Source organism: Kitasatospora sp. NPDC048715 (assembly GCF_043198905.1).
GTDB lineage: Bacteria > Actinomycetota > Actinomycetes > Streptomycetales > Streptomycetaceae > Kitasatospora > Kitasatospora lactacystinica.
In genome coordinates, this window is record NZ_JBICVH010000005.1 from 298,809 (window position 1) to 320,597 (window position 21,789).

The 21,789-nt window shown below is 73.9% G+C and carries 26 protein-coding genes; 11 read left to right on the top strand and 15 right to left on the bottom strand.

Going from position 1 to position 21,789, the window contains the following annotated elements; genetic code table 11:
* Positions 1 to 149 precede the first annotated feature (149 nt).
* The 4 genes from ACGFSC_RS12285 to ACGFSC_RS12300 all read right to left on the bottom strand — a co-directional run bounded on the left by ACGFSC_RS12285 (position 150) and on the right by ACGFSC_RS12300 (position 4,034).
* The gene (locus ACGFSC_RS12285; RefSeq protein ID WP_359910622.1) at positions 150 to 1,253 is read right to left on the bottom strand and encodes a hypothetical protein; all 1,104 of its coding nucleotides are present in this window, start codon (positions 1,251 to 1,253) and stop codon (positions 150 to 152) included.
* A complete protein-coding gene (locus tag ACGFSC_RS12290; RefSeq protein ID WP_359910620.1) occupies positions 1,250 to 2,191 on the bottom strand; it encodes a hypothetical protein in 942 nt (313 codons plus the stop codon). The genes ACGFSC_RS12285 and ACGFSC_RS12290 overlap by 4 nt, the downstream gene beginning before the upstream one ends.
* Positions 2,188 to 3,066, bottom strand: coding sequence for a hypothetical protein (locus ACGFSC_RS12295; protein ID WP_359910618.1), 879 nt, complete (start codon positions 3,064 to 3,066; stop codon positions 2,188 to 2,190). The genes ACGFSC_RS12290 and ACGFSC_RS12295 overlap by 4 nt, the downstream gene beginning before the upstream one ends.
* A 68-nt stretch (positions 3,067 to 3,134) precedes the next feature.
* Positions 3,135 to 4,034, bottom strand: a complete 900-nt coding sequence (locus tag ACGFSC_RS12300) for a hypothetical protein (RefSeq protein WP_392863119.1) — start codon at positions 4,032 to 4,034, stop codon at positions 3,135 to 3,137.
* Positions 4,035 to 4,409: 375 nt separating this feature from the next.
* Between ACGFSC_RS12300 and ACGFSC_RS12305 the strand changes: the two genes are divergently transcribed.
* Both ACGFSC_RS12305 and ACGFSC_RS12310 read left to right on the top strand, forming a co-directional pair.
* Entirely contained in the window at positions 4,410 to 5,069 is a 660-nt protein-coding gene (locus tag ACGFSC_RS12305) for a hypothetical protein (RefSeq protein WP_359915000.1), read from the top strand.
* Positions 5,066 to 5,812, top strand: coding sequence for a helix-turn-helix domain-containing protein (locus ACGFSC_RS12310; protein ID WP_359914997.1), 747 nt, complete (start codon positions 5,066 to 5,068; stop codon positions 5,810 to 5,812). The genes ACGFSC_RS12305 and ACGFSC_RS12310 overlap by 4 nt, the downstream gene beginning before the upstream one ends.
* Here the strand turns inward: ACGFSC_RS12310 and ACGFSC_RS12315 are convergent.
* The 6 genes from ACGFSC_RS12315 to ACGFSC_RS12340 all read right to left on the bottom strand — a co-directional run bounded on the left by ACGFSC_RS12315 (position 5,788) and on the right by ACGFSC_RS12340 (position 9,145).
* Complete coding sequence (locus ACGFSC_RS12315; protein ID WP_359914994.1) at positions 5,788 to 6,444, bottom strand: methyltransferase domain-containing protein; 657 nt, start codon at positions 6,442 to 6,444, stop codon at positions 5,788 to 5,790. The genes ACGFSC_RS12310 and ACGFSC_RS12315 overlap by 25 nt on opposite strands.
* Positions 6,445 to 6,719: 275 nt before the next feature.
* Positions 6,720 to 7,070: a DUF397 domain-containing protein gene (locus ACGFSC_RS12320; protein WP_359914991.1), complete on the bottom strand. Its 351-nt coding sequence runs from the start codon at positions 7,068 to 7,070 to the stop codon at positions 6,720 to 6,722.
* A 75-nt stretch (positions 7,071 to 7,145) separates the two neighbouring features.
* A complete protein-coding gene (locus ACGFSC_RS12325; protein ID WP_359914988.1) occupies positions 7,146 to 7,505 on the bottom strand; it encodes a hypothetical protein in 360 nt (119 codons plus the stop codon).
* Between the two features lie 233 nt (positions 7,506 to 7,738).
* Positions 7,739 to 8,011, bottom strand: coding sequence for a DUF397 domain-containing protein (locus ACGFSC_RS12330; protein WP_359914985.1), 273 nt, complete (start codon positions 8,009 to 8,011; stop codon positions 7,739 to 7,741).
* 73 nt (positions 8,012 to 8,084) lie between these two features.
* On the bottom strand, positions 8,085 to 8,294 hold the full coding sequence (locus tag ACGFSC_RS12335; RefSeq protein WP_359914982.1) for a DUF397 domain-containing protein: 210 nt from the start codon (positions 8,292 to 8,294) through the stop codon (positions 8,085 to 8,087).
* Positions 8,291 to 9,145, bottom strand: a complete 855-nt coding sequence (locus tag ACGFSC_RS12340; RefSeq protein WP_359914979.1) for a helix-turn-helix transcriptional regulator — start codon at positions 9,143 to 9,145, stop codon at positions 8,291 to 8,293. The genes ACGFSC_RS12335 and ACGFSC_RS12340 overlap by 4 nt, the downstream gene beginning before the upstream one ends.
* Positions 9,146 to 9,393: 248 nt before the next feature.
* On the opposite strand from ACGFSC_RS12340, the gene ACGFSC_RS12345 reads away from it, so the two are divergent.
* Together ACGFSC_RS12345 and ACGFSC_RS12350 are read left to right on the top strand one after the other, a co-directional pair.
* Positions 9,394 to 9,810, top strand: coding sequence for an ATP-binding protein (locus tag ACGFSC_RS12345; protein ID WP_359914976.1), 417 nt, complete (start codon positions 9,394 to 9,396; stop codon positions 9,808 to 9,810).
* Positions 9,807 to 10,076, top strand: coding sequence for a hypothetical protein (locus ACGFSC_RS12350; RefSeq protein WP_359914973.1), 270 nt, complete (start codon positions 9,807 to 9,809; stop codon positions 10,074 to 10,076). The genes ACGFSC_RS12345 and ACGFSC_RS12350 overlap by 4 nt, the downstream gene beginning before the upstream one ends.
* 413 nt (positions 10,077 to 10,489) lie before the next feature.
* On the opposite strand, the gene ACGFSC_RS12355 is transcribed toward ACGFSC_RS12350, so the two are convergent.
* On the bottom strand, positions 10,490 to 11,473 hold the full coding sequence (locus ACGFSC_RS12355; protein WP_359914971.1) for a helix-turn-helix transcriptional regulator: 984 nt from the start codon (positions 11,471 to 11,473) through the stop codon (positions 10,490 to 10,492).
* 216 nt (positions 11,474 to 11,689) lie between these two features.
* On the opposite strand from ACGFSC_RS12355, the gene ACGFSC_RS12360 reads away from it, so the two are divergent.
* The 4 genes from ACGFSC_RS12360 (at position 11,690) to ACGFSC_RS12375 (ending at position 15,747) form a co-directional block, all read left to right on the top strand.
* A complete protein-coding gene (locus ACGFSC_RS12360) occupies positions 11,690 to 12,841 on the top strand; it encodes an alpha/beta hydrolase-fold protein (RefSeq protein WP_359914968.1) in 1,152 nt (383 codons plus the stop codon).
* A 40-nt stretch (positions 12,842 to 12,881) separates the two neighbouring features.
* Entirely contained in the window at positions 12,882 to 13,991 is a 1,110-nt protein-coding gene (locus ACGFSC_RS12365) for an RICIN domain-containing protein (protein WP_359914965.1), read from the top strand.
* A 378-nt stretch (positions 13,992 to 14,369) separates the two neighbouring features.
* Complete coding sequence (locus ACGFSC_RS12370; RefSeq protein WP_359914962.1) at positions 14,370 to 14,894, top strand: RICIN domain-containing protein; 525 nt, start codon at positions 14,370 to 14,372, stop codon at positions 14,892 to 14,894.
* A gap of 301 nt (positions 14,895 to 15,195) precedes the next feature.
* Entirely contained in the window at positions 15,196 to 15,747 is a 552-nt protein-coding gene (locus ACGFSC_RS12375; protein ID WP_359914959.1) for an RICIN domain-containing protein, read from the top strand.
* A 107-nt stretch (positions 15,748 to 15,854) separates the two neighbouring features.
* Here the strand turns inward: ACGFSC_RS12375 and ACGFSC_RS12380 are convergent, their stop codons facing one another.
* Entirely contained in the window at positions 15,855 to 16,250 is a 396-nt protein-coding gene (locus ACGFSC_RS12380; RefSeq protein WP_359914957.1) for a hypothetical protein, read from the bottom strand.
* Positions 16,251 to 16,254: 4 nt separating this feature from the next.
* Complete coding sequence (locus tag ACGFSC_RS12385) at positions 16,255 to 16,776, bottom strand: peptidylprolyl isomerase (RefSeq protein ID WP_359914954.1); 522 nt, start codon at positions 16,774 to 16,776, stop codon at positions 16,255 to 16,257.
* Positions 16,777 to 16,947: 171 nt separating this feature from the next.
* On the opposite strand from ACGFSC_RS12385, the gene ACGFSC_RS12390 reads away from it, so the two are divergent.
* Positions 16,948 to 17,169: a hypothetical protein gene (locus tag ACGFSC_RS12390; protein ID WP_359914951.1), complete on the top strand. Its 222-nt coding sequence runs from the start codon at positions 16,948 to 16,950 to the stop codon at positions 17,167 to 17,169.
* A gap of 95 nt (positions 17,170 to 17,264) precedes the next feature.
* Here the strand turns inward: ACGFSC_RS12390 and ACGFSC_RS12395 are convergent, their stop codons facing one another.
* Positions 17,265 to 18,632, bottom strand: coding sequence for an ALF repeat-containing protein (locus tag ACGFSC_RS12395; RefSeq protein ID WP_359906488.1), 1,368 nt, complete (start codon positions 18,630 to 18,632; stop codon positions 17,265 to 17,267).
* 228 nt (positions 18,633 to 18,860) lie between these two features.
* On the opposite strand from ACGFSC_RS12395, the gene ACGFSC_RS12400 reads away from it, so the two are divergent.
* Positions 18,861 to 19,805 carry an NAD-dependent epimerase/dehydratase family protein gene (locus tag ACGFSC_RS12400; RefSeq protein ID WP_359906491.1) on the top strand — a complete coding sequence of 315 codons (945 nt, stop codon included), beginning with the start codon at positions 18,861 to 18,863 and terminating at the stop codon, positions 19,803 to 19,805.
* A gap of 237 nt (positions 19,806 to 20,042) precedes the next feature.
* Here the strand turns inward: ACGFSC_RS12400 and ACGFSC_RS12405 are convergent, their stop codons facing one another.
* A complete protein-coding gene (locus tag ACGFSC_RS12405) occupies positions 20,043 to 20,888 on the bottom strand; it encodes a methyltransferase (protein ID WP_359906494.1) in 846 nt (281 codons plus the stop codon).
* Positions 20,889 to 21,033: 145 nt separating this feature from the next.
* On the opposite strand from ACGFSC_RS12405, the gene ACGFSC_RS12410 reads away from it, so the two are divergent.
* Positions 21,034 to 21,771: an MBL fold metallo-hydrolase gene (locus ACGFSC_RS12410; protein ID WP_359906497.1), complete on the top strand. Its 738-nt coding sequence runs from the start codon at positions 21,034 to 21,036 to the stop codon at positions 21,769 to 21,771.
* The last annotated feature ends 18 nt before the right edge of the window (positions 21,772 to 21,789 follow it).

Sequence of the window (21,789 nt, forward strand, 5' to 3'; positions counted from 1 at the left end):
GGCGGTGCGTTCTCCGATGCGTGATCACCGTACGCGGGGGTCGTTCACGGGCCGGTGCGGGAAATATCCCGATCCTGTCCCAGAAGGCGCGCGGGGAGGACGGCCGGGCCGGCTCCCCGGGGGGAGCCGGCCCGGCCGCTGAGGCGGGGTCAGGACAGCAGGTCCGCCTGGAGGGTGACGACCTGCCGGAACGGTGCGGTGGGCACGCCGGCGGGGTTGGTCATGGTGACGACGGCGAGGACGTCGGCGGCGGAGAGGTAGGCGACGCGGGCGGTGGGGGCGCCCTTGGAGCCGGCCGCGGTGGACTCCACGGTGGTCAGGCTCATGCCGTCGAGGGTGTCCCAGTCGTCGTGGGGGGTGCTCCTGGTGTCGGCGGCGGCCTTGGGGCGGCCCTTGGAGCGCAGGTCGGCGAAGGCCTCCCAGGACTCCCGCACGGAGCCGAAGCGCAGCAGCCGGATCTGGGTGCGGGTGCCGTCGGAGGCCGTCCACTCCCGGACGGTGGCCGCGCGGCAGGCGTCCTCCAGCAGCAGGACGCGCACCTTGACCGGGTCCTGCTGGTCCTCGGCGAGCGCGTCGCAGGGCACCCACTGGCCGAACCCGGAGCCGGGCGCGGGCGCGCCGGCGGAGGCCGAGGGCGCCGGGGAGGCGGTCGGCGACCCCGAGGCGGTGGGCGACCCCGAGGGGGCGGCACCGGCACCGGGGGCCGGGAAGACGGGCGGGGTCAGCGAACCGCCGGCCTCCTTGGGCGCGGGCAGCAGCAGGTGGCGCAGGTCCGCGTGGTGCAGGGACTTGCCCTTGTCGTCCGGGGCCCCCTTGCCGGCGGGCAGCGGCGGCAGGGTCAGCGGCGCGAAGGTGTAGCGGCCGTCGCTCGCGGTGGCCAGGCCCGGCAGGTCGGTGCGCTCGGGCGCGGTGACGGCCAGGGCGGTGCCGGTGCCGGCGAGGACGAACACCAGGGCGGCGCCGCCCCAGCGCACCGCGGCCTTGCGGCGCAGGGCCCGGCGGGCCTCCCGCTCCGCGAGGACGGCCGGGTCCTCGGGGACGGCGACGGGCGCGGCGAGCGCCGCCAGGAGCGGATCGGGCGCGTTCGCGGGCGCGTTCTGCGGTGCGTTCGCGGGCGCCGGGACGTTCCCGGGCGCGGGCGCGGGCGCCGGGACGTTCCCGGGCGCGGGCGCGGGCGCCGGGACGTTCCCGGGCGCGGGCGCGGGCGCCGGGACGTTCCCGGGCGCGGGCGGCGGGGTGGCGTGGTCGGTCATACGGACGCTCCCGGGCGGGCGAGGCGGTCGAGCTGGGCGGTGAAGAGGGCGACGATCCTGTCCTTGGGCAGCGGTGCCACGCCCTCGGCGCTCATGATCACCAGGAGGTCGCCCTCGGCGGCCGAGCACTCCAGGTAGTCGATCGGCGCGGACGGCGGCGCCGGCATCAGGTAGCAGTGCGCCTCGGGGTGGCCGGGGATCGCCGGGCCGATCCGGAACAGGCCGGTGTCGCCGGTGAAGACCGCGGTGTACTCGTTGATCCGCTGCACTTCCTGCTGGTTGAACTGGCGCAGCTTCAGGCCGATCACCAGGTCGTCCCCGTCGGCGCGGTAGGTGCGCACGCCGGTGGCCTTGACGTGCATGCTCTCCCAGTAGGAGCGCATCTTGTCGCGCTTCTCCTTGGGGAGCTGCTGGAGGTCGGCGTCCAGCTCGGCGGCCAGCTGCTCGCCGCCCAGCTCGGTGTCGTTGCCGTAGCCGCCGTCGTCCGGGCCCGGCTGGTAGCCGGCCGGGACGGGCAGCAGCAGGTCGCGCAGCGAGCCGAAGTGGCTGCCGTTGGACTTGGCGCCGTACGGCGTGGCGGTCGCGGTGGGCGTGGGACCGGTGGACGGGGCGGCGGCGGTGACCGGCGCGGGGTCGTCGTACCGGGTCTTGATGATGCCGACGCCGATGACCACGCCGACCAGCGCGGCCGCGGCGGTCGCGGCGCCCGCGCGCAGCAGGCGGCGGGAGGCGGGACTCGGACCGGCCGGAACGCCGGGTGCGGCGGGATCGACGGGCGCGGCGGGTGCGGCGGGTGCGGCGGGATCGACGGATCCGAGCGGCGGAACGGACCCGCCGGGCGGCACGGACCCGATGGGCGGGCCGGTCAGCGCGGACGGGGCGCCGGGCGCCGGCTCGGGCGCGCCCGGGGCGGCGGCGGTCACGGTGTCGTCGTTCATACCAGCCGCTCCCACTGCCGCTTGGCGAGGTCCTTGAGGGTGTCGGGGTTCACCGGCTGGGGGCCGAAGACCTCGACCTTCATCTCCAGCGGGCCGCGCTTGGCGACGGCCTCGCCGAAGTAGTACTGCTCGTTGCTGTCGGCCCAGTGGTGCGGCGCGGCGTCCACCTTGTAGCCGCCGGGAGCGCCGTCGGCGAACGCCGGCCAGGTGACGGAGCGCACCTGGTCCGCGTGGTCCGCGGTGTACTGGGTCAGCGTGATGCGGTAGCGGACGTCGTCCTTCTTCCAGGCCACCTCGGCCGCGCGGCGGAAGCCGTTGGAGGCGAGGTCCTTGAAGGTGGCGACCTCGTCGCCGTTCTCCTCGGCGAGTTCGCCGATCGACACCCAGCTCGGCTTGTCCGCGAAGTCCGCCCAGGGGGCGCTGCCCTCGGGGGCGGTGATCAGCAGCTTGGTCAGGTCGCCGTCGATGGCCAGCGGCTTGGGCTGTTCGGCGGCGAGGGCGGCCGGGTCGACCGTGCCGGCCGGGTAGGACGGGTGGGCGACCTGGAGCGGCGGCAGCGGCGTGGGCGGGCGCTGGGCCTGCACGGCGTAGCCGATGCCGCCGCCGGCCAGGGTGCCCAGCACCAGGGCGCAGGCGCCCAGCAGCACGGGGCGGGGGCGGCGCGGGGCGCGCGGGGCGGGAGCGGGCTCGGCCGCGAACGGCTCGGCGGGGACGGCGGGGACGGCGGGGTCGCCGTGCTCCGGCGCGACGGGCGCGACGGGCGGGGCGACGGGCGGCGCAGCGGGCGCGGCCGGCAGGGCGGCGGGCGGCGGCGGGACAGCGGCCGCGGACGCGACGGGCGCGGCGGGCGCCGGCTCCGCGGGTTCGGTGGTCACGGAAGTGGCTCCAGAGAAGGGGGAAGAGGAAGGGGTGGCGTCGGGCGGGCGGGCGGTCGGAGCCGGGCTCAGCCGCCGGTGGTGAGCCACTCGCGCTGGCGCTTCATCAGCTCGTTCAGCAGCGCCTTGTCGGGCGTCCCCTTCACGTCGACGTCGACCGTGTACTGCACGTCGCCCTGGCTGGAGATGCCGCTCATCGATCCGGTGTAGGCCTGCTGCTTGGGGGCCTGCAGGTAGCCGTGGCCGCCCGGGTCGCCGTCGATGTCGAACGGGCTCAGCGACTTGACCTCGTAGCCCTTGACGAAGTCGCGTGCCGCCGCGGTGGAGCCGAACTTCAGCAGGGTGACGGTGACTTCGGCCTTGCCGTCGGCGGTCCGGTATGTCCGGGTCGCGCCGCTCCTGTAGCCGTACGAGCCGAGGATGTCCATGATGCCGTCCTGCTTGCCGAAGAGCGCGGCGACGTCGTCGTTGGTCATGGTCATCCCGTCCGCGGGGCCGTAGGACTCGCCGCCGGCCGGGAGGGGGAGCAGGAAGTAGCGCAGGTCGCCCTCGTGCTGGCCGTTCTTGACCGTGCCCTTGACGGTGCTGGCGGGGGCGGGTTCGGCCGGGGCGGCGCTGGGCACCGGGACGGGCGCGGCCGAGGGCGTCGCGGACGCGGTGGCACTCGCGGTGGCACCCGCGCTCGCGCTCGCGGCCACCCTCGACGGGGCGGGGGCGGCGGCGGCCGAGCGGGCGGCGGGTTTGCCGACGGCGACGGTCACCGCGGCGCTGGCCGCGGTGACGGCGAGCAGGCCGGCGGTGGCCAGCGCGACGCCGACGGCGCGCGGCAGCCGGCGCGGGGCCGGCTGCGCCGCGGGCGCGGCGGCGCCGGCCTCGGCGGCGGGCGCGGCGGCATCGGCGACGGCCGGCTCGGCCGGTGCCGGAGGTGCGGCGGCGGCGCCCTCGTTCTCGGGCTCAGGCTCGGGCAAGGAAATCCCCCCAGGAAGAATGCGGAATCCCACGCGCGGGCCCCTCGCGGGCGCCACTGCCCCAGCGGGTTCTCCGGGAATTCCGTCACGCGTGTCGGCAGGAATTATGAGAGGCCGCCGACACCGCTGCCAAAACAGTTAACCGTCACACTTTCCCCCAATGTTCGACGAATCGGACACACCGTGATCGAACCGCAATGGGCGCTGTCCTGCGGTGATGACACTGTGTCGACACATCGATTCGAACACGGCCTCCTCCCGTCCCGGCGGCCCGTGACGATGTCCCGGCCCCGTCACCGCTCGGCACGAAGGCACGCCCGCGGGGTCGGGGCGGCGTCAAGAACGGGCAAGGACGGGGAAAAGGGGGGACGTGCCGTGACGAGGGGGGAAGCCGGCCGCCGGCGGGCGTGGCCGGCCGTGGTGGCGCTCGCGGCGCCGGCCGCCGCCGGAGCACCGGTGGTGTGGGCGTGGTCGCTGGACCGGCCGGTGGGCGCGGGGCCGCTGTGGCTGTGCGCCGCCGCACTGACGGTGGGCGCGGCCGCCTCGGTCCGGCCGGGCCGAGGCGCGGACCGGCGGGCGGGCCGTCGCACGGGAAGCGGTGGTGACGCGGCGGTCCGCGCGTGGGCGGTGGTGCTGCTCGCGGCCGTCTGGGGGGCGGCGTTCGCGACGGCCCAGGCCGTCCACACCGTCCAGGTGCGGGCGCACGAGCCGCGCAGCGTCGCGGCGGCGGTGACGCACTGCCGGGCGACCGGCCAGCGGCCGGTGGAGGGCGGCGGTCTGGGCTCGAAGACGTACGGCTGCACCTACCGTTGGAGCGTGGACGGACAGGAGTTCAGCGAGGAGCGCCCGGTCGACGAGCCCTATCCGGACGGCCATGAGGTCCGGGTCTGGCTGGAGGACGGCGGGCGGATGGTCACCGGCCGCCCGAGTCCGGCGGCGGTCCCGTTCTGGATCGTGCTGGCCCTGCTCGGCCTGGCCGCCGTACCGTACGCCGCCGTCCGCCTGGCCGCTCAGGTCCGGGAGGCGGACCGGTGAGCAGCGGCAGCGGGACCGGCCCGCGGTTCGCCGTCGGCCCCGGGTACGCGCTGTACCAGGGGCCGCTGGCCGACAGCGCCTTCCACCGGCACACCACCTTCCAGGTCGCCGTCGCGGGCGCCGCCCGCACGGTGGCCATCGAGGACGACACCGGGCGGCGCCACCGCGGTCCCGCGCTCGTGGTGCCGCCGATGGTGCGCCACCGGATGGCCCCGACGCGGGAGGTGCTGACCTTCTACGTCGACCCGCACTGCGCCTTCGCCGACCGGCTGCGCACGGGCTGCGGGCAGGGGGTCACCGTCGCCCCGCAGTGGCACGGCCTGACCGAGCGGGAGGTACGGCCGGACGGCGGGCTGCCCGCCACCGGCCTGGATCCGCGGCTGCGTGCGGCCATGGCGGCGCTGGCCGACGGCCAGCAGCCGTTGGAGAGCCTCGCCGCGCGCGTCGGGCTGTCCCCGCAGCGCCTGCGGGCCCTGGCGCGGCGGCAGTTGGGGGTGCCGCTGGCGCGCTGGCGCAGCTGGCAGCGGCTGTCCCGGGCGGCGCTGGCACTCGGCGAGGGGTGCTCGCCGGCGCAGGCGGCGTTCGCGGGCGGGTTCGCCGACCAGGCCCATTTCACGCGGTGGATGCGGGAGTTGACCGGGCTGACGCCCTCGCAGGTGCTGCCCGCGCTGCGCGGGGCGGAGGGCGGGGCCGGGGATACGGCCGGGGGTGCGGCCGCTCAGCCGGGGCGGCGCGCGGTGTAGAGGGACATCGAGCCGGTCACCGTCGCGACGGTGTCCGTCTCGCGCACGCCCTCGAAGCCCGCCTCGGCGATGAGGCGGGGCAGGATGCCGTCGGCGTTGGGCTGGGTGTCCTGCTTCCCGTCGGCGAACTGGACGATCCGGAAGGCCAGGCGCATGGCCGCTGTGCGCTGCCGCCCGTAGTCGGCGATCACCAACTTGCCGCCGGGGCGCAGGGTGCGGTGCATGGCGGCGAGGATCGCCCGCTTCATCGGGACGGGGCACTGGTGGAGCACGAGGCTGGAGACGACGGTGTCGGCCGCTTCGTCGCCGACGACCTCGGCCACCGCGTCGCCCATGCCGGTGCGGAAGTCGGGGTCGGCGCCGGCCGCGGCGGCCTTGCGGCGGGCCAGGCGCAGCACGGCGGGGTCGGGGTCGACGCCGATGACGGTGGCCCGCGGCTCGGCGCGGTGGAGGAGGACGGCGAAGGAGCCGGTGCCGCAGCCGACGTCGACGATGACGTCACCGGGGCGGGGGGCGGCGTGCATGGCCAGCAGGCTGCGCCACAGGCGTTCGCGGGTGAGCGAGACGATGGGGTCGTAGAGGCCGAGGGCGAAGCGTCCGGCGGCGGGGGTGAAGGTGTCGCTCGGTGTCATGGGGCCAGTGTGGGCGGGTGGTTGGGGCGGAGTCTTGAACGAATCGCTCGCCCGCTGAGGTGCCCGCGGGTGCGCGGGAGCCGCTCTTGCCCCAGGTGCCGCCGGGGCGGGCGTCAGGAAGATCCCGAGTTCGCACGGGCCTCGTTCGAGAGTCCTGGACCGTGCCCCACCTGTTCCTTCGCCGGTCTCGACGTCGCGCAGGAAGTCGGCGGGTCCGACTTCCTGCGCACAAGGGGGGCCGTGAGGGCGGCGGGAGCGAGGACAGGCCCACGGCATCACCGAGGTTGCGAACCGCAGCACACAGCACAGCACCGGGCGGCCCCGCGCACTCCGCGGGGCCGCCCGAGAGCTCTTCGGGAACGGTCCGGAAAGTCGCCCGCCCTGATGCCGATGACGAAGGACCGCCGTGCCTCGGCAGTGAAGGCGAGAGCCGGACCGTGAGGATCCCTGCTGTCCCGGACCCGAACCATGCCCGTGACGCCATCGGCCGCCACGACGCAGTGGCCGTGGCCATTGTGTGGGTGCTCCTGCGCCGGACGGCCCCGTGGGGTCGATCGCTCATGTCGGTTCCGGCCACAGTTCCGTGAACGGCCCGATAGCGAACACGCATGAGGACAGGGAAGCACAAGCCTTCTTGCCGACCCGCCGCGGAAGCAGCTCTCTGCGTTCGCAAGTGCGCGTCATGCCTGAACACTTCACCCCTACCAGGCATGCCAGAGCGCATCGTGGCGGTGGTGGACCGGAGGGATGTCCGCACCGTCGGTGTCGTGCCCGGCGCGGTGCAGCCCGCGGATCCGCTGGGCGTCGAGTCGGCCCCGGAGCCGGGCCCGGCTTTCGGCCGTGGCGATCTCGACGGAGAACGAGCCCGTCCTGCAGTCGAGCGCCGTCGACAGCCGGAAGGTGATCCGATGCCGCGTCTTCTTCGGGACAGGGCGACGGCCTTCGCGGGCGGCCCGGCCCAGTTCGGCGTGGGCGTAGCGGAGGTCGTACAGGGACATGGACTCCAATGCGCCCTCCTCGACGCGGAGTTGCCTGGGAGTCGTGCGGACGGTTCGGGACATCAAGAGCCTCCGTGGGGCCCTCCGGACTCTCCGGAGGTACCTACGGCGGGTGCGCATTGGTCAGCACGAATCGGTCCCCCATCGGCCGGGATGATCTACCCGGCAGCACAGTAGTCGCGCGCAGACGTGGGGGCCCGGGCTTTTGCTCACCCCCGTCGCGAGGCCGAGCCGCTCCACACCGGAAAGGCCGGGCGGCCCCGCGAAGCACGCGGGGCCGCCCGGCGGGAAGCGCCTCAGGAGCCGGCCGGGAAGTCACCGGCCTGGACACCCTCGACGAAGGACCGCCAAGCCTCGGAAGTGAAAAGGAGAGCCGGGCCGTGAGGATCCTTGCTGTCCCGGACCGGAACGATGCCGGTGATGCCCTCGGCCACTTCGACACAGTTGTCGTTCGGGTTGCTGGCGCTCGACTTGCGCCAGGTAATGCTGAGTACCTGGGCAACCTCGATGCAATCGCCGCCTTCGCCGCCGCTGTAGCTGCTCTTGCGCCATGTCAGGTCAGCTGCCATGCGGGTGACCTCCCGAAGCCCTCAGCCGGTAGTGGGCTGCCCCGCGCGGTGCGGGGCAGCCCACGGTACTGGGTCAGCTGGTGCCCGAAAAGTCGCCCGCCTGAATGCCGGCAACGAAAGATCGCCATGCCTCAGGGGTGAAGCTCAGGACCGGTCCGTGGAGATCCTTGCTGTCGCGGACGGGGACGATACTGGCGAGGCCATCGGCTATCTCAATGCAGTTGCCCTGGCCGTTGCTGTACGTGCTTTTGCGCCACTTGACGGCGCGAGAATCCCGCTTCACGGGGAGTACTCCTCTGCGACCTTCTTCAACCATGCGATGGACTTCTCCGGCTGGACCGACGACGCCATGAGGCGGTGGAATGCATCCTCGTGACGAGCGATTTCCTGCGGTCGCTCCGAGTAGATGCTGCTGGTGGTGGTCTCGGAGTAGGTCACGCTGCCAGGGATGTCGTCGAAGGAGAGGACGGAGAACGAGGCGCCCATGGCCGCGTGTGCGCCGGCAGAGAACGGCAGGACCTGGATTGTTATGTTGGGCCGCCCATCCGCCATCGCGGCGAGGTGATGCAACTGCTCGGCCATGGTCTGACTGCCGCCGACCGGCCGCCTTATGACCGCCTCTCCAATGATCGCCCAGAGCTGTGGCGGTTGATGGCGATCAAGAATCAGCTGGCGCTCCATCCGCAGTGCGACTCGTCGCTCGACTTCTTCGGCTGATTCGGTTGGATTCATGGACCGGATCACGTGTCGCGCATACGACTCGGTCTGCAGGAGACCTGGGACCAACTCGCACTCGTAGGTTGCGATCCTTGCCGCGTCCGACTCGAAGCCCACGTAGGCGCGGAACCAGTCCGGCAGAGCATCGCCGTACGCATGCCACCACCCCTGCTGACGGCTCTGGCGCGTCAACCCGAGGAAGTGCTTCACCTCGTCGGGTGAAGTGATGCCGTAATGCGCCAGGAGCTTGGCAGCGTCGCGTTCCTGAAGTGGAACCAGGCCGCTCTCGATCCGGCTCAGCTTCGAAGCGGACCAACCCAGCGCGGCTGCCACGTCCTTGGCGTTCAGTTCGCGCGATGCGCGCAAGTTGCCAAGCTCGCCGCCGAGCCTACGTCGCAGCACGGTCGGACTGCCCATGCGTCACACTCCCTGGCTGTTCGCTTCCTTGCATAGTTTGCCACCCCTCCCGAGGGCTCAGTCACGCCCCATGATCATGCAATTGCACGGGCGAAGCAGTTGCATGCAATTGCCTCTGCTAGGGCAATCTACAGGGAGTAGTCCTTCGGGTCGTCTGAGTGACCACGAGTGGTCTACTGCCGGGCATCCCCATGCCTCCGCCCGGCCCCGCATGGCTTCAAACTTCGCTCCTGGAAGGTAACTTCGCCATGTCCTCCCACTCCTCCACCACCTGGCTGCCGCGCAGCCGCCGCGCCCCCTCCGAGGGGCGTTCCCTTCTCGCCTCGTTCCTCGCCTCCGTCCCGAACGGGAACCAGTTCCTCGACTCGGGGCTTCTGATCGTCTCGGAGCTCGTGACCAACGCCCTCCTGCACGGCACGCCGCCGGGGCACCGCATCTACCTCTCCCTCGACCTCGACTTCGACCCGGACTTCACCCCCGACCCCACCTTCCTGCGCATCGAGGTGCACGACGCCCGGCAGGACCGCGAGCCCGTCCTGCGTGCCCTCACCCTCGACGGCGAGGCCGGGCGCGGCCTGCACCTCGTCAAGTCCCTGGCCAAGGAGACGGGTTGCTCCCCGCGTCAACCGATCGGCAAGATCGTCTGGTGCGAGGTGGCCGCGTGAGGGCCGATCACGACATCCGCGTGGAGGTCCCGGGCCACCGCCCGCCCGCCGTCCACACCCTCAGCGACGACGCCCTCGAACGGATCTGGGCCTCGGTTTGCCACCTCCCCATGTCCCGCTTCGAGCACTACGTACTGGAGCGCCGCCTCACCGGCCCCTGCGCCCGGCGCGACATCGTCCGCGACCTCGCCGACGCCCCTGTCCTCACTCTCCCCCTCGGCGACCGCGAGATCCGCATCAGCTGGGCGGCGGACACGGCCCGGTAGCCGTCCCGGCCCGGACTCCACCGCATCGCCGGGCCGCTGCGCCCCGACGGCGGCCGTAGCCACTCCCCCGCGTGAGAAGTCGGCCGACCCGACTTCTCACGCCGAACCACACCAAGGCGCCGCGCCCCGAGTCGGCCCCCGGGTCACAACAACTCCCCACCTCACCACCCGCCCCCATGCGAAACGTCGGCCGGCCCGACTTCCCACGCCAAACCACACCCAAGGCACCCCGCTCGGAACCGCCGCCCCGATCACCACCACCCCCGCCGCACCAACCGCCCCCGCACGAAAAGTCGACTGTTCAAGGGCGGTGAGGCCGACGAGCAGGTGCGCCACCCACCCCCGCGCGAGAAGTCGGCCGGTCCGACTTCTCGCGCCGAACCGCGCCGAGCAGCACTTCGCCGCCGCCCCGGTCAGAGCCACCCCCGCCGGGCCGCCTGCACCCCGGCCTGGAACCGGGTGGTGGCGCCCAGATGCGCCAGCAGGGTGGACACCCGGCGCACCACGGTGCGCCGCCCCAGCCCCAGCCGGCGGGCGATGGCGTCGTCCGTCGCCCCTCCCGCCATCAACGTGAGGATCCGCCGGTCGCGTTCGTCGACCCGCAGGTCGACCTCGGCCATCGACGCGGGCACCGCCAGGCGCCACAGCGTCTCGAACACCGCCGTGAGCGCGTTCAGCAGTCCGGAGGGCCGGATCAGCAGCGACACCACCCCCGGCCCGTCGTCGGCGGGCAGGGTGACGATGGCCAGGTCGTCGTCACCGATGGCGAGTTTGAGCGGCGGCTCGTCCAGGGTGCGGGCCTGCTCACCCGCCTCGATCATCCGCGCCATGTTGGGCCCGACCACCGGATCCTGGAACGCGCAACCCTGATAGATCACGCGGTAGTTGACGCCCGCCGCCATCCGGCGCCGCTGCAGCACCTCCTGGTCGAGGTAGTGGGCGGGGCTGCCGGAGTACGGCGGCACGTCGATGACCCGTAGCTGGTGGCGGGCCGCGAGTTGGAGGCGGCGGCTGGCGGCCAGCACCTCGGCGGGGTCCTCGACCACCTCCAGGGCGCCGTAGCTGCCGGTGTCGCGCCGCGCGAAGCGGTAGAGCCGTTCCAGTTCGGCGCCGGCCCGGCGGGCGGTGGCCTGGCGCAGCGCGTCGTGCTGCAGCACGGCTTCCACCACCCGGGCGGGTGGCAGCGCCTCCCAGGCGTGGTCGCGGTCGTCGGCGCTGTCGGTGGTGTCGAAGGCCACCGCGACGCCCTCGTCTGCGAGGTCGCGCAGGACGGCGAGGACGGCGTCCTCGTCCAGGCCGCTCTCGCGGGCGAGTTCGGGCACGCGGGCCCGTGGCCGGCCGACCAGGCCGTGGTAGACGCGGCCGCGTTCGGAGTCCGGTTCCAGCACGTCGTGCACGACGCCCCCCAGTCATCGTGTCCCGCCACCATGTCATGTCCAGGGCAGGCTCGGGGGAGCCTACCCACCCCTGCGGCGCACATGCGCCAGTGGCCCAGGTGCGCCGCCGGGGGCCCTGGCGTCGGGGTGGGGCCACTGGCAAGAGTTGTCGGCGATCAGTCAGATCGCCGAGGATCACCGAAGACCGCCAAAGGTCGCTGAAGGTCGAGGACGCCCATGCCCCCTGCCCGGCTCCGGCGCGCCCGCGCGGCACTCGCCGCCCTGGCCGCCTGCCTGCTCCCGCTCGCCGCGACGCCCGCGGCCTCCGCCGCCTCCGCACCCGCGGCGCCCGCAGCCCCCGCAGCGGCCGCCGTACGCGCCGAGGCCGCCGTACGGGCCGACGCCGACGCGCCGCCGCCGCTGACCGACGGCTTCGGGCTGACCCAGGTCGGCGCCGCCACCGGCACCGCCACCAACTTCGTCGTCACCGTCACCACGGCGAAGGTCGCCGGGCCGCACACCATCCGCATCCTGCTGCCCGCCGACTACGCGCAGCGGCCGGACAAGCGCTACCCGGTGCTGTACTTCCTGCACGGCGCCTCGGACAACCCGAGCGACCCGGCCCTGGCCTACCCCGCGCTGACCGCCGCCCAGTCGATGATCACCGTCATCCCGGACGGCGGCCTGCGCGGCTGGTACACCGACTGGCTCGACCAGAACACCGCCGCCGGCGCCCAGAACTGGGAGACCTTCCACCTCACCCAGGTCCTGCCGTTCGTCGACGCCAACCTGCGCACCCGCACCGACCGCGCCCACCGGGCCGTCGGCGGGCTGTCCATGGGCGGCTTCGGCGCCCTGCACTACGCCCAGGACCGCCCCGACCTGTTCGGCCAGGTCCTCACCATGTCCGGCGCCAACGACCTCTCCACCGACGAGATGATCATCCGCGGCGCCGTGGTCGCCACCCTCACCAACGCCGGCACCGTGCTCTGCGGCCCCAGCGACGGCCACCCCTGCGGCCTGGACTTCGGCCCCACCGTCTCCAGCGACGCCGTCTTCGGCACCCCGTACCCGGTGTTCAACGCCGACTGGCGCTGGAACGCCGCCGACCCCGTCGCGCGCGCGGGCCTGCTGGAGCACACCGGCATCACCGTCTACACCGGCAACGGCAACAACAACCCCGCCGACATGGAGTTCTGGGCCGAGGGCACCGCCAAGCGCCTCAAGCAGCGCCTGGACGCGCTCGGCCTGCCGTACCGCTACGTCGGCTACGGCGACGGCACCGGCTGGGGCGCCGACTGCCACGGCGGCCACACCCCGGGCTGCTGGGCGCAGGACCTCGCGGACTACGTCCCGCGCCTGGAGGCGGCCTTCGCCGCCGCGCCCTGAGCCCTGGCCCCGCACCTCTCCCCCGACGAAAGGAAACCCCTTGCCCACCACGACCCCCGGCCGTACGGCGCACTGGCTGCGCCTGTTCGCGGCCCTCCTGGTGACCTGTTGCGCCGCCCTGGGCCTGACCGCCGCGCCCGCCCGCGCCGCCGCGGCCACCCCGGAGGCCGCGCCGGCCCCGCTCGCCGCCTGCGCCTCGCCGCAGCAGTGCCTGACCATCAAGTCGCTCAGCAACGGGCGCCAACTCGACGTCCAGAACGGCAACATGGGCGACGGCGCCTACATCGTCACCAACTCCGCCCCCGGCTACCACCAGTCCTGGCGGCTGAACGTCGACCCGTCCGACTCCTCCTTCACCATCGTCAACAACGACACCGGCAAGTGCATCGACCTGGCCTTCTTCACCCCGGCGCTGCGCCAGCAGAGCTGCGCCGGGCAGGCCAGCCAGCGCTGGTACTTCCAGCCCGCGGCGGCCGGCGGCGCGGACTCGTTCATGATCCGCCACGCCGGTGACAACACCTGCCTGGACCTGCTGCTCGGCGGCAACTACGACGACGCCTGGACCGACCAGTACAGCTGCAACGGCACCGTCAACCAGCAGTGGTCCACCGGCTTCGCCCAGGCCGCCCGCAACCTGGCCGTCGACCACGGCGCCAAGCAGTGCCAGAAGGACCCCTCCAGCTGCTCCTGGGCCACGAAGAGCGAGGCCCCGGCCGCGCCGCTGCCGCGCACCTGCGCCTCCGCGGTCTGGTTCAACAACACCAGCAGCGCCGTCCAGCAGTCCTTCGCGGTCACCGACGACAGCGGCTGGTCCAACACCATCGGCGCCGACATGGGCACCCAGATGTCCGCCGGCACCCCCGGCAACGTCCTGACCGGGACGATCAGCTCCTCGCTGAAGTACAGCAACGAATGGCACGGGTCGCGGAGCGTCAACAACAGCGTGACCGTCACCGTCCCGACCCAGCAGTACGGCTGGGTGACGCTCGCCAAGATCGCCCGCAAGGTCACCGGCACCTGGACCTTCGACGCCCACGGCATCCCGTGGACCGCCGAGGACACCGTCACCGTCCCGCTCAGCTCCGACCCCACCGCCGGCGCCACCCTCTACATCGCCAACACCAGCGCGACGTTCAGCAGCTGCTCCTGACACCGCGCCCGCTCCACGGCCGCCGCCCGCGCACCGCGCCGGGCGGCGGCCCCGCGTTTCCGGCCGGTCGGCAGGGCCGTCCGGACGTGCGCCGCCGCGCAACCCGCCGTACAGTGCCCCGGCCCACCCCGCCCGCACGGCCGTGACCTGCGCATTCACCCGAAGCTGCGGGCGGACGGACCTCTGGCTAGCCTGGTCGTCGGGTGGGTGCGAAGCATCGCCGTACCCACCGGCCCCCGGAGGCCCAGCAGCCGGTGCGACCCACAGAGACCCACAAGGACCCACAAGGACCCACAGGGTTTCCGGCGTCATCCGCGGAAGAGCCCGCGCACCTCTCGGACCACCTCACAAGGGACAACCCGCATGAGAGTGACAACCATGTCTCCTGCCAAGCGCATCGCGACCGCGGCCGTCACCGCCGTCCTGCTGGGCGCCACCCCCGGCCTCGCCACGGCCGCCGCTCCGCCGACCGCGCTCCCCTCCCAGCCGACCGGCGAATGGCACCAGTTCAAGATCTACCCGCTCGACCTCCCGGCCAGGAACCTGGACGTCGACAGCGCCGGCAGGGCCGTCGTGGCCGTCGTCGACCCCGAGAGCGCACGCCAGCAGTGGAACCTGAGCAACATCGGCGGGCTGCCGCTCATCGAGAACAGGGCGACGGGCACGTGCCTGACCGCGCCGGACGACACCCTGGACGCCGTCACCGTCCAGACCTGCGACAAGAACAACCCGAACCAGCGGTGGGACGTGCACTACGTGACGTCCGGCCAGGTGGCGATCTCACCGAAGGCCCACCCCCGCCTCGCCCTCACCGGGGGCACCCAGGCCGGCAGCAACAAAGCCCTCCTGCGGACCTACGCGGCGCAGGACAACCAGCAGTGGTCCATGCGCTCCGTGAAGTAGCGGCCCCGTCCCGGGCGGCCCCCGCCCCCGGCAGGCCCTTCGACGCCCGCGGCACGCCCGTGACCTGCGTGTTCCCTCGGAGCTGCGGACGGACCGACCTCTGGCTAGCCTGGTCGGGTGGACACGAAGCACCTCCGTGCCCACCGGGCCCCGGCGGCCGGGCGGCGAGTGGTCCGACCCCTCACCCCACTCCCGGCGCGCCCCACGGCCCCGTGACCCGCAGGGCCTCCGACGTCACCCGCCGAGGAACCCGCACACCTCTCGGACACCCCACAAGGGAAAACACATGAGAGTGACAACCATGTCTCCTGCCAAGCGCATCGCGACCGCGGCCATCACCGCCGTGCTGCTGGGCGGCACGCCCGGCCTGGCGACGGCGGCCACCGGAACGGCCGGCTCCCAGGCCGCGCCGCAGGCGACGCAGCCGTCCAAGCAGACCGACACCTGGAACCAGCTCCGGGTCTGGCCGCGGGGCGACACCACGGCCAGGAACCTGGAGGCCGGCCGCGGCGGCCGGGTCGTCGTGGCCGCCCCCGAGCGCAACAACGACCGCCAGCAGTGGAGCCTGAGCACCGTCGCCGGGAAACAGCTCATCAAGAACAAGGCGACAGGCACCTGCCTGACCGCGCCGAACGGCTCCCGCGGCTCCGTCACGCTCCGGCCCTGCGACCAGAACGACATGAACCAGCAGTGGACCGTGCGGAACGTGGGGCAGGGCAAGGTCAGGATCTCCCCCGCCACCCACCCCGACCTCGCCCTCACCGGCGGCACCAGGCTCGGCAGCGCCGTCGCCCTGCGGATGTACGACGGGGCGCGCTCCCAGCAGTGGAGCACGGTCCCGCCGGGATCCTGATCCCCCGGCCGACCGCCGGCCCGTTCGCCGCGCATGGCCCTGCCCGACCGGTCGGGCAGGGCCATGCGCGGTGAACTCCCCACCATTCAGCGATTTCTGACGCGACGTCAGCCCACCGCAGCCGCCTTGCCGGCCAGGCGGACCAGCGCCTCGCGCGCCGCCAGGCGGCCGGCGGTGCGGAAGGAGTACTCGCGCGAGTCGACCAGGTGCACCACGGTGTGGTGCACCACCAGCGCCAACGCCAGCGGGGTGCCGGGCAGTTGCTCGGACAGCTCCGCATGCACGCCCTCGGCCAGGGCGGCGTGGAAGCGCTCCAGGTCCCCGGGCTCCGGGTCGCCCCGGACGGTGGCGCCCGGGGCGGACTCGACGCGCAGGCCCTCCTCCCAGGGCTCGAAGTCCACGGTGACGATCGCGACGTCGCCCGGGCAGCTCGTCTGGTGGACGTAACGGGCCCGTACGCCGCGGACCGGGCGGGGCGGGAAGGCCTGCTGCTCGGCGGTCACCGGGTCAGGAGTGCTCGATCTCGACGGAGGTGATCACCACGTCCTCGACCGGGCGGTCGGCCTCGGTGGGGGTGGTGGCGATGGCGTCGACCACGGCCTTGGAGGCGGCGTCGGCGACCTGGCCGAAGATGGTGTGCTTGCGGTTGAGGTGGGCGGGGGTGCCCACCGTGATGAAGAACTGCGAGCCGTTGGTGCCCGGGCCGGCGTTGGCCATCGCCAGCAGGTACGGCTTGGTGAAGAACAGCTCCGGGTGGAACTCGTCCGCGAAGGAGTAGCCCGGGCCGCCGGCGCCGGTGCCGGTCGGGTCGCCGCCCTGGATCATGAAGCCCGCGATCACCCGGTGGAAGAGCGTGCCGTCGTAGTACGGTCCCTGGCCCGGCCCGCCGGTGCGCGGGTCGGTGTACTCCCGGGTGCCCTCGGCCAGTTCGGCGAAGTTGCGGACCGTCTTCGGCGCGTGGAACGGGAACAGCTCCAGGCGGATCGGGCCCGCCGTGGTGTGCAGGGTGGCGAACCGGGCAGTGGCCACTGGGTGACTCCTCGGGTACGGCTGGCGGGTGGGGCCCGTGCGGCCCGGTGCGGTGACCTGGGCCGTTCGGCTACCGCATCCTGGCACAGCCTCCGCCCGCACGGCCGAACCGGGTGGGACGATCCGGACGTCAGACGTAACAGGACGTCGGGCGAAAGGCGGGTGGTCGTGATGGTCGGTGCGGTTCTGGTGGGAGTGCTGGTCCTGGTCGTCGCGGGGTGCGGCTGCGTGGTGTGGGCCGACCGCGGCGGGCCGCGCTGGACCCGGGTGGTCGCGGCCCTCACCCTCGGCGCCGGGAAGGCGGTGCGCAGCTACCAGCGCCAGCGGCCCCGCCGGGTGGGGAACGGCGGCGCGGACGGCGGGGACGGCGGGGACGGCGGGGACGGCTGCTGAGCCGCCGGCCGGGGCGGGCGGCGCGGCGGGCCGCTCGGGACGTGGCGCGTCCCCGGCCGCCGGGGGTGTGCGGCGGCCGGGGACGCGAGGGGGTGTCAGCTCTCGGTGGAGCGGCGGCGGGCGGCCACGACCAGCGCCGCGCCCGCGGCGAGGGCCGCGGCGGCGCCGCCGGCCTCCCAGCCGAGCCCGTCGGTGCCGGTGGCGGCGAGCGCGCCGGTGCCGGTCGTGGCGCCGGTGCCCGTACGGGTACCGGTCGTGGTGCCCGTGCCCGTACCGGCGCCGGTGCCGGTGCCAGTGCCGGTGCCAGTGCCGGTGCCAGTGGTGGTGGTCTGGGTGAGGCCGGCGGGCTGGACGGTCTGCGGCTGCTGCCCGGACCCGTCGGTGCCCGTACCCGTGCCGTTGCCCGTGCCGGGCTTGGCCGCCGCGGCCTCGTCCTCGGCCCTGGCCTTGGCCCAGCCCTCCTTGAGGAAGGCCAGGATGTCCGCGTAGCTGCCCTCGGAGGCGGCCAGGGCGGCCTTCTTCACCACGGGGCCGCCGGTCTCGATGATCTGGGAGACCTTCACCCGGTTGTCGCTCTCGCGCAGGACGGGCAGCTCGACGGTCAGGAAGCGCCGCACGGCCTCGGCGTTGCCGTCCATGGCCTTCTGGGCGGCCGCGGCGGTGGCCGGGCCGGTCTCCTTGTCGGCGATGATGCGCAGCACCTCGACCCGGTCGTCCTCGAACTGGGCCTTGGCGAAGCCCTCGTTGAGGAAGGCCTCGACGGCCTCGTCGGTGCCGGCGTCCAGCGCCTTGCCGGCGGCCTCGCGCACGGCCCTGCCGCCCTGGCTCATGAGCTGGCTGAGCTTGACCCGGTTGTCGTCGGCGCGCAGCCTGCCCAGCTTGGTGGTCAGGAAGTCGCGCAGCTCGGCGGCGCCGCCCTTGAGGGCCTTCTCGGCGCCTTCGCGCACGCCGCGGCCGGTCTTGGGGTCGGCGAGGAGGGCCTCGACCTTGGCGCGGTCCTCGTCCTCGGCGCGGGCGACGTACTGGCCGGTCTTCAGGAAGTCGAGGATGTCCTGGTAGGTGCCGCGGAGGGCGGCCCTGGCGGCCTTCTGCACGGCCGGGCCGCCAACGGCGTAGATCTGGGAGACCTTGACCTGGTCGTCGATCTGTCGCTGCTCGGCGAGCTCGACCTCCAGGAAGTGCCGCAGCTCGGCGGCGCCGCCCTTGAGGGCCTTCTCGGCCGCCTCGCGCACGCCGAAGCCGCTCGCCGGGTCGGCGAGGATGCGCTGGACCTCGGCGCGGTCGCGCTGCTCCTGTCCGCTGCCGGCCCCGGGGGTGCCGTCCTCGGGGGCGGTGTCCTTGGCGGAGTCCGAGCCGGTGTCGGGACCGGAGAGGCCGATCGGCTTCGGGGCGTCGGAGGCGGAGGCCGTGGACGGGAAGAGGACAGCGGGGGCCAGGACCGCGGCGGCGACGACTGCGGACACCCGGGGCAGCTTCATCGAGAGCAAACCTGCTTCGTGTGAAGGGATCATGAACGACCCACAGCATAGATCCACTTTTACGATCGGCATACCGGATAAGTGCCGACCCTCGACCCGCCCCGACCTGCCCTGACCTGCCCCGATCTGTCCGACCTCCCCTTCCGGCCACCGGGCCGCACCGGCCCGCACCGCGCCCCCTGCCGGTCGGAGGCCGCCGCTAGGCTCTGGCGGATGAGCTTCCACCTGGTCGTCGGACACGGGCCCGCCGGGGCCGCCACCGCCCGCCTGCTGGCCGAACAGGGCCACGAGGTCCGGGTCGCCACCCGCACCGGGCGCCCCGCCGGGCCGGCCGTCCCCGGCGTCGAACACCTCGCCCTGGACGCGAGCGACCCCGCACAGCTGGCACCGGCCGCCCGCGGTGCCGCCGCCGTCCACGGCTGCGCGGCGCCGCCGCTGCCGCAGTGGGCGCGGCTGTGGCCGGCGCTGACCGCCTCGCTGTGCGCGGCGGCCGAGGACAGCGGCGCGGTGCTGGTCATGCTCGGCAACCTGTACGGGTACGGGCCGGTGGCCGGCCCGATGACCGAGGACCTGCCGCTCGCCGCGACCGGCCCCAAGGGGCGGGTACGGGCGGCGGCCTGGGAGCAGGCGCGGGCGCTGCACGAGGCCGGGCGGATCCGGGCGGTGGAGGTGCGGGCCTCGGACTTCTTCGGCCCCGGGGTCACCGACGGCGGCCACCTGGCGGCGCGGGTGATGCCCGGTCTGCTGAAGGGCCGCCCGATCGCCGCCCTCGGCGACCCGGACACCGCGCACAGCTGGACCTACCTGCCGGACGTGGCCCGGGCGATGGCCGAGATCGCCAGCGAGGAGCGGGCCTGGGGCCGGGCCTGGCACGTGCCCACCGCCCCTCCCCTGCCGGTGCGCGCGATGGTCGACCGGCTGGCCGCCGAGGCCGGCGGCGGGCCGGTCGCGGTGCGCCGCCTGCCCGCGGCCGCACTGGCCGTGGCGGGGCTGTTCTCCCCGCTGCTGCGCGAACTGCGGGAGGTGCGCTACCAGTTCGACCGGCCGTTCGTGGTGGACAGCTCCGCGTACGAGGCCGCGTTCGCGGTGCGGGCCACGCCGCTGGAGGAGCAACTGCGGGCGACGGTCGCCTGGTGGCGCGAGCGCGCGCAGCCGTAGCACCGCACGGGCAACCGGCCTGCGCGGGAGTCACCGCGCTCGGCGGCTCCCCGGATCAGCGGCCCGCCGGGCCTCGGGAACGGCTCGAACGGGGCGTACGGGGCGAACGGGGAGGCGAACTCGCCGTCCGCGGCGGCCCGTTCGTCGCGCCTGCGGCGAACACCTCCGGGTCGTCGCCGAACCCGCCCCGGCCCGCTCGGCCCGCTCGGTCCACCCGGGGCACCCGGGGCACCCCGGTCACCCGGCCGTCCGACGGGGGTCCGGGGGTGACACCGCCCGCAGCGAGTAGAGAACCGGGAGGTAGGAGTCGCCGAACGGGAACCGGTAGATGCCGTCGGGCCCCTGGGGCAGGATGCGGCGTGCGTCGAACGCGGCCTCGGTGTGTTCGGCGAGCCGGTCCACGATCAGTCCCGCTCCGGCGGCCGCCGTCACGATCTCGCCCACCGAATGCGGGTACTGCACCACTTCCTGCGCGGCCATCGGCAGGTCCGGGTCGGCGTACGTACCCGTCACGGCCTCGCACCGGGGCTCCCCGCCGCCGTAGGGCCAGTCGGCCACGAACGGCTCGTAGCTCGCCAGGGTCTGGAACGCCGGATGCAGGTCGACCAGCACCAGCCTGCCACCGGGCCGCAGTGCCATCGCCGCACCGCGCATCCACGCGTCGAGGTCACCGATCCAGCACAGCACCCCGTAGGTGGCGATCACGAGGTCGAACCCGTCCGCCAGGCGGGACGGCAGGTTCTGCGTGTCCGCCTCGATGAAATCGGCCACCAGAGCTGCGCGCCCGGCCAGTTCACGCGCCCGGGCGATCGCCGCCGGCGAGAAGTCGACCCCGGTCACCCGGGCTCCCAGACGGGCCCAGCTCAGGGTGTCCATGCCGAAGTGGCACTGCAGATGCAGCACGTCCCGACCGGCCACCTCACCGGCCAGCTCCCGTTCGATCCCGTGGAGCGTCTGCCGCCCGGCCAGGAACGCATCGACGTCGTAGAACGCGTCGTCGGGGGTCGTCCCGTGCGCCACGGCCCGGGCGTCCCAGAGGGCGCGGTTCGCGGCGAGCCCGTCGTCGAGCGACTTTCCGTTCATGTCCGCAGTCTGGCAGGGCCCTTCCGCGGATCACCGCGCGGGCGGCGCGGCGGCGCAGCGGCGGGGCGCGCCCGGGCCGGAGCCGGGTCCGGGGCCGGGACCGTTCGAGTTCGGCCGGTGGAACCACCCGTGAGAGCATCGGCCGGTGCGCAGACTGACGGTACTGGGGACGTGCGGCGCCTGGCCCGAGGCCGGGCGGAGCGCCAGCGGGTTCCTGCTGGAGTACGACGGGTTCCGGCTGGTGCTGGACCTCGGCTACGCGACGTTCCCGCGGTTGTTGGAGCACTGTGCCGCCGGGCACGTCGACGCCGTGGTGATCACTCATGAGCACCCCGACCATTGCGCCGACCTCAGTCCCCTGTGCCGCGCACGCTACTTCGCGCAGGAGCGGGGCGCCCGCCTGCCCCTGTACTGCACCCCCGGGGTGATCGGCCGGGTGCAGGCGATGGAACCGACCGAGGACCTGCTCGACGTCTTCGACGTGCACGCGCTTCCTTCGAGCCACCGGGTGGGGCCGTTCCGGCTCGATGCCGCGCTGCTGCCGCATCACGTCCCGCACGCAGGGGTGCGGTTGACCGCGCCGGGTCTGACCCTCGCCTACAGCGGCGACGCGGGAGCGGACCCCGCCCTGGCCCGGCTGGCCGCGGGAGCGGATCTGTTCATCGCCGGAGCCACCCTGCAGGGCCCGTCCGCCGACGGCGGCGACCCCCACCTGATGAGCGCCGCGGAGGCCGGGACGTGGGCGACCCGTTCCGGGGCCGAGCGCCTGCTCCTCACCCACTTCTGGCCCGGCAGCGACCGCACGCATTCGACCGCCGAGGCCCGGAGCCGGTTCTCGGGCGAGGTGATCGCGGCCGAGGAGGGCATGGTGCTCCCGTTGTAGCCAGTGCTCTGACCGAGA

What these genes read in the sequence shown, in the direction of transcription:
- ACGFSC_RS12285 (WP_359910622.1), bottom strand. Translation starts at nt 1,253, where the DNA reads ATGACCGACCACGCCACCCCGCCGCCCGCGCCCGGGAACGTCCCGGCG.
- ACGFSC_RS12290 (WP_359910620.1), bottom strand. Translation starts at nt 2,191, where the DNA reads ATGAACGACGACACCGTGACCGCCGCCGCCCCGGGCGCGCCCGAGCCG.
- ACGFSC_RS12315 (WP_359914994.1), bottom strand. Translation starts at nt 6,444, where the DNA reads ATGACACCGAGCGACACCTTCACCCCCGCCGCCGGACGCTTCGCCCTC.
- ACGFSC_RS12325 (WP_359914988.1), bottom strand. Translation starts at nt 7,505, where the DNA reads ATGTCCCGAACCGTCCGCACGACTCCCAGGCAACTCCGCGTCGAGGAG.
- ACGFSC_RS12330 (WP_359914985.1), bottom strand. Translation starts at nt 8,011, where the DNA reads ATGGCAGCTGACCTGACATGGCGCAAGAGCAGCTACAGCGGCGGCGAA.
- ACGFSC_RS12340 (WP_359914979.1), bottom strand. Translation starts at nt 9,145, where the DNA reads ATGGGCAGTCCGACCGTGCTGCGACGTAGGCTCGGCGGCGAGCTTGGC.
- ACGFSC_RS12345 (WP_359914976.1), top strand. Translation starts at nt 9,394, where the DNA reads ATGTCCTCCCACTCCTCCACCACCTGGCTGCCGCGCAGCCGCCGCGCC.
- ACGFSC_RS12360 (WP_359914968.1), top strand. Translation starts at nt 11,690, where the DNA reads ATGCCCCCTGCCCGGCTCCGGCGCGCCCGCGCGGCACTCGCCGCCCTG.
- ACGFSC_RS12370 (WP_359914962.1), top strand. Translation starts at nt 14,370, where the DNA reads ATGTCTCCTGCCAAGCGCATCGCGACCGCGGCCGTCACCGCCGTCCTG.
- ACGFSC_RS12375 (WP_359914959.1), top strand. Translation starts at nt 15,196, where the DNA reads ATGTCTCCTGCCAAGCGCATCGCGACCGCGGCCATCACCGCCGTGCTG.
- ACGFSC_RS12390 (WP_359914951.1), top strand. Translation starts at nt 16,948, where the DNA reads ATGGTCGGTGCGGTTCTGGTGGGAGTGCTGGTCCTGGTCGTCGCGGGG.
- ACGFSC_RS12400 (WP_359906491.1), top strand. Translation starts at nt 18,861, where the DNA reads ATGAGCTTCCACCTGGTCGTCGGACACGGGCCCGCCGGGGCCGCCACC.
- ACGFSC_RS12405 (WP_359906494.1), bottom strand. Translation starts at nt 20,888, where the DNA reads ATGAACGGAAAGTCGCTCGACGACGGGCTCGCCGCGAACCGCGCCCTC.